The sequence below is a fragment of the Frankia sp. AgKG'84/4 genome, assembly GCF_023242965.2.
Lineage (GTDB): Bacteria > Actinomycetota > Actinomycetes > Frankiales > Frankiaceae > Frankia.
Map to the genome: position 1 here is coordinate 1 of NZ_JALKFU020000736.1, position 515 is coordinate 515.

Consider the following 515-nt stretch of genomic DNA (forward strand, 5'->3'; position numbering starts at 1 on the left):
CCGACGGGCCGGTCCGGGTCGGCCGCGACCTGCGCGAGCAGCGCGACCATACGGTCGGCGAGGCCGGTGACGGCCGCGTCGGCGAGGGCGCCGCGCTGGTAGCCGAAGCTCAGCCGGGGCCGCTCGCCGGGGATGACCCGGATCGTCAGCGCGTAGTGGGTGGCGTCGTGACCGTCGAGGCCGACCAGTCGCGGCCCGCCGGGCGGGATCAGCGTCGCCGGGTCGAAAGGATAGGACTCCAGCACGAGCAGCGTGTCGAACAGGTCGCCGCCGCCGGCCAGCGCCTGGATCTCGGCGAGGCCCAGGTGATGGTGGTCGTACAGGGCGCCCTGGGCGGCCTGCACGCGGGCGGCCACCTCGGCGAACGTGTCCCGGGCGCGCAGGGTGGCGCGGACCGGGACGGTCGTCACGAACAGGCCGATCATCGTCGCGGCGCCGGAGAGCCGCGGCGGGCGGCCGGAGACGGCGGTGCCGAACACGACATCGTCGCGGCCGGTGGCGCGGGCGAGCAGCAC

At 76.3% G+C, this 515-nt stretch carries 1 protein-coding gene; it reads right to left on the reverse strand.

Going from position 1 to position 515, the window contains the following annotated elements; translation table 11 throughout:
- The coding region (locus tag MXD58_RS24865; protein ID WP_250610069.1) for a condensation domain-containing protein at window positions 1-515 on the reverse strand (515 nt) is incomplete at both ends.